Origin of the sequence: Sporanaerobacter sp. PP17-6a (assembly GCF_900095615.1) — a bacterium.
GTDB classification, from domain to species: domain Bacteria; phylum Bacillota; class Clostridia; order Tissierellales; family Acidilutibacteraceae; genus Acidilutibacter; species Acidilutibacter cellobiosedens.
Genome location: NZ_FMIF01000008.1, coordinates 1 through 3,845 on the forward strand (window position 1 = coordinate 1; position 3,845 = coordinate 3,845).

General features: G+C 30.9%; 5 protein-coding genes and 2 riboswitches. Of the genes, 1 reads left to right on the plus strand and 4 read right to left on the minus strand.

From position 1 onward, the window contains the following. Positions 1 to 55: 55 nt before the first annotated feature. A riboswitch (SAM riboswitch) is annotated at positions 56 to 173 on the minus strand. A 180-nt stretch (positions 174 to 353) separates the two neighbouring features. Then, a riboswitch (SAM riboswitch) is annotated at positions 354 to 470 on the minus strand. Between the two features lie 82 nt (positions 471 to 552). The 4 genes from PP176A_RS04560 to PP176A_RS04575 are packed head-to-tail and all read right to left on the minus strand — an operon-like array spanning position 553 to position 3,086. Next, entirely contained in the window at positions 553 to 1,212 is a 660-nt protein-coding gene (locus PP176A_RS04560) for an ABC-2 transporter permease (RefSeq protein ID WP_071139282.1), read from the minus strand. Positions 1,213 to 1,223: 11 nt separating this feature from the next. Then, positions 1,224 to 1,850 (minus strand): ABC-2 transporter permease, encoded by a 627-nt coding sequence (locus tag PP176A_RS04565; protein ID WP_071139283.1) that lies wholly within the window; start codon positions 1,848 to 1,850, stop codon positions 1,224 to 1,226. Between the two features lie 4 nt (positions 1,851 to 1,854). Continuing rightward, positions 1,855 to 2,709 (minus strand): ABC transporter ATP-binding protein, encoded by an 855-nt coding sequence (locus PP176A_RS04570; protein ID WP_071139284.1) that lies wholly within the window; start codon positions 2,707 to 2,709, stop codon positions 1,855 to 1,857. Between the two features lie 2 nt (positions 2,710 to 2,711). Further along, on the minus strand, positions 2,712 to 3,086 hold the full coding sequence (locus PP176A_RS04575) for a GntR family transcriptional regulator (RefSeq protein WP_071139285.1): 375 nt from the start codon (positions 3,084 to 3,086) through the stop codon (positions 2,712 to 2,714). A 195-nt stretch (positions 3,087 to 3,281) separates the two neighbouring features. On the opposite strand from PP176A_RS04575, the gene PP176A_RS04580 reads away from it, so the two are divergent. Continuing rightward, entirely contained in the window at positions 3,282 to 3,839 is a 558-nt protein-coding gene (locus tag PP176A_RS04580; protein ID WP_071139286.1) for a biotin transporter BioY, read from the plus strand. The last annotated feature ends 6 nt before the right edge of the window (positions 3,840 to 3,845 follow it).

Consider the following 3,845-nt stretch of genomic DNA (forward strand, 5'->3'; position numbering starts at 1 on the left):
TTAAAAAACCTACTTTCTTAATAAGAAAGTAGGTTAATAATCTAACTGACATACTTTCTTATCTCTCAAACCATCATGGTTTGCAGGATTTGGCACCTTTAAATAATATACTTTCATATTATTCAGGCTGCCGGGCTTCATCGGGCCAGTCCCTCTGCCTCTCTCGATAAGAATCAAAATTAACTTTTCATAACCCATAGGAAAATCCTATTTTGCCTTAACGTAAACTTAACCTTAAATTAGTTTCAAAAAAGGCCGCTTCAATTTATTAGTACTTCAATAGAAGCCTTTTTCACAATTAAAAAACCTACTTTCTTAATAAGAAAGTAGGTTAATAATCTAACTGGCATACTTTCTTATCTCTCAAACCATCATGGTTTGCAGGATTTGGCACCTTTAAATAATATATTCTATATTATTCAGGCTGCCGGGCTTCATCGGGCCAGTCCCTCTGCCTCTCTCGATAAGAATTGTTTGTAAAACATATAAACTTGATTTTTTATATTGTGTTTAGTATACATTGGAATTAATAAAATGTCAAGCAAAATTACTTCAAAATTCTCTTTTTAAATATAATTTTTTAGATATAGTTAAAGATATGATATATACTATTACTGAAACAGCCAGAAATATAAACATGCCCTCATTTGGATCAATTTCGGATATATTCTTTAAAATCGCCGTTCCTTGAAATTTTTTTCCTAACTTTGTTACTATAGACGGCAATATAAATATGAAAACCCATAAAATCATATTAAATGTCCTCATCCCTTCTCCCATTTTAAAATAAAATGGATAATATAAAGAATAAAACATGAGAATAATAATTACTGAAATAGATATATCCCACAAAGCCATGGGCTCTCCTTGAACCCCCGCTACAAATAATTTTATTAAATTAGTAAAAATATACATAATTATCCCGTTAAAAACCGCAAAGATCAGCGAAGATGCGTATTTACTTTTAACAATATCAACTCTGTCGATAGGTAAACTGTTTAAAATAGCTTCTGTACTGTTTCTGCCGTCATATCCGTTGACATATATGATTACAGCAAAAGTAATCATACAGATGGACATAATATACAATACATGGACTGCTACACTTATAGGCTGTGTCAATCCCATAGCCGCCAAAAATAAGACATATATAACGGCAAATATATTAACATTACGGGAAAGCCTTAAATCTTTAATTATCAGATTAATCATATAATCACCCCTTATAAATCCTTATTTTCATATAATTTGATGGATAAAATCAATGATATAATCCATATTATCAGAGCAATTACAGTTGTACTTATTTCTTTCCCAACTATTAAATTTGAAAAGAGGCCGTTTCCTCCGGCACTGTTAGAAGCAACAAGAAATATTCCCATATAGACTGCCATGTATGCTATTTGAGCAATTCTTGGTTCGAATTTTAAATAAAAGGGAAAAACAACTGCCGTAGAAATCAATAATGTCGGAAAAGCAATCTTAATCATAGAAATATTAAAGTAACCAATATTATACAAGCCCAACATATTAATTATCCACAAATAAATTCCTACATATATAATTGAAAATATAAAATATATAATCAATTCCATATACCTACATAAGACTACTTCTTTTCTCGATACAGGGAGGGAATTAATCATTCTGTCAGTATTCCCCTTTACATCATAGGTAAATGATGTTATACATAAAAGATAAGAATAACTGCTGATTAAAATAAAATACAACCATTCTGTCTGGCTGGCTTCAATTACAAAGAGCATCAGCGGTATATAAAATATCAGAAATATCTTTTCCCATGTGCTTGAAAATACAAGCATTAAATCCTTCTTTATCAATCCCGTCATCTTTTTACCTCCTTACCGTATAAACCATTATATCTTCAAGACTTGCCTTTTCTACAAGTATGCTGTCTCCGAATTTTTGTTTCATCTTTTCAACATTATTGGTCAAAGCCTCGAATCCCACAGATGTTTCACGAATTCCTATAAATTCTTTTCTTATGTCTTTATCAAGGAGATCAGTTCCTCCCTTGATCAGGACATAATTTTCCATGACTTCATCCTTTGATTTCGAAAATACTATATTTCCTTTATTTATAAATGTTATATAATCAGCTATTTTCTCTAAATCCGTAGTTATATGAGTTGAAAAGAACACACTTCTCTTTTCATTCTGAATTATATTATAAAGGATGTCAAGAATATCTCTTCTGAAAACTGGATCAAGACCGGAAGTAGGCTCATCCATGAGTATCAGATCCGCATTATGAGACAGAGCTATGGCAAGAGAAAACTTCATCTTCATCCCTTTTGATAATGTTTTGATTTTGGATTTCGGATTTAAATCAAATTCTTTTAAATAATGCTTAAACTGATTTTCATCCCAATTTTTATAAAAACTTGATACTATATTTTTCATCTGATTTATGGTTAAGGTTTCGTAATAATAATTTTCATCATACACAAACCCTATCCTGTTTTTAACTTTTTTCTCATCTTTTATATTATCCATTCCAAAAATCTTAATATCTCCTTCGTCTTTCTTAAGCAAATTCATTATAAGCTTTATGGTAGTGCTTTTCCCCGCACCGTTAGGCCCTATAAATCCCATTATATACCCATATTCCAGTTTAAAACTGATATCATTTAGGGTAAAATTTTTAAAATTTTTCTTTAATTTATTTACCTCTAAAATATAATCCATAATTATTCCTCCTCAAACAATATTTTCAGCATTTCTTCAATTTCATCATAACTAATCCCTAAAAGCCTGCTTTCTTTAACTATTTCGGACAACTTTTCTTCTATTATCTGTAATTTTTTCTCCTTTATAAGTTCCTTGTTTTGTAATGCTACAAAGGAGCCTTTCCCTTGAACGGTTTCTATAAAACCTTCTTTTTCTAATTCCTCATAGGCTCTTTTGGTAGTAATGACCGATATACTGAGATCCCTCGCCAATCCTCTGATTGAAGGCAAAGCTTCTCCCTCCTTCAGTTCTCCTTTTATTATCATTTCCTTTATTTGATTGACAACTTGTTCATATATAGGCTCATTAGACGAATTGGATACTATAATTTTCATAGAAATCCTCCTAAAATAAACTGTTTATTTTGTATATACTGTATATATAATATATGTACAGTATATAATTATATAACTTAATTGTCAATATATTTTTAGCAAACTTTTCATGTATTTTATTGACAAAAAATCCATATTGATTTATTATTAATGTAAACTTATTTTAAAATATTGGTTTACAAAGGAGATGACATGATGAAGATATCTTCAAAAGAAATAACATTAGTGGCTTTATTTGCCGGATTAACTGCTATAGGAGCATTTGTCAGTATTCCGTTAGGTGATGTACCTATTACATTACAAACATTGTTTGTTATTCTGTCGGGACTTATTTTAGGGCCTAAATTAGCTGCTCTTTCCCAAATCATTTATGTAATATTAGGTTTGATCGGTATTCCCATATTCGCCAACTTTACGGGAGGCCCTCAGTCGGTATTAAAACCCAGCTTCGGATTCTTAATCGGATTTATATTTGCGGCTTTTATAGTAGGCAAAATAGCAAATACGGGAGAAAAAATAAATAAGAAAAGAATTTTGGCTGCTGCCTTTGCGGGAACCATAGTAATTTATCTATTCGGATTGCCCTATATGGCGTTTATATTGAACAAAATCATGGCAAAAAATCTTCCGACATCGGTTATTCTTAAAACAGGGTGTATAATATTCCTTCCGGGGGATGCTTTAAAAACCGTAATATCTTCGTTAACAGCTATAAAAGTACTGCCTAAAATAAATAAGGTACACAGCCATTAGCCAAAA

Bases quoted from the DNA above. Each gene is read 5' to 3' on its own strand.
- PP176A_RS04570 (WP_071139284.1), bottom strand. From the start codon at position 2,709: ATGGATTATATTTTAGAGGTAAATAAATTAAAGAAAAATTTTAAAAAT.
- PP176A_RS04565 (WP_071139283.1), bottom strand. From the start codon at position 1,850: ATGACGGGATTGATAAAGAAGGATTTAATGCTTGTATTTTCAAGCACA.
- PP176A_RS04560 (WP_071139282.1), bottom strand. From the start codon at position 1,212: ATGATTAATCTGATAATTAAAGATTTAAGGCTTTCCCGTAATGTTAAT.
- PP176A_RS04575 (WP_071139285.1), bottom strand. From the start codon at position 3,086: ATGAAAATTATAGTATCCAATTCGTCTAATGAGCCTATATATGAACAA.
- PP176A_RS04580 (WP_071139286.1), top strand. From the start codon at position 3,282: ATGAAGATATCTTCAAAAGAAATAACATTAGTGGCTTTATTTGCCGGA.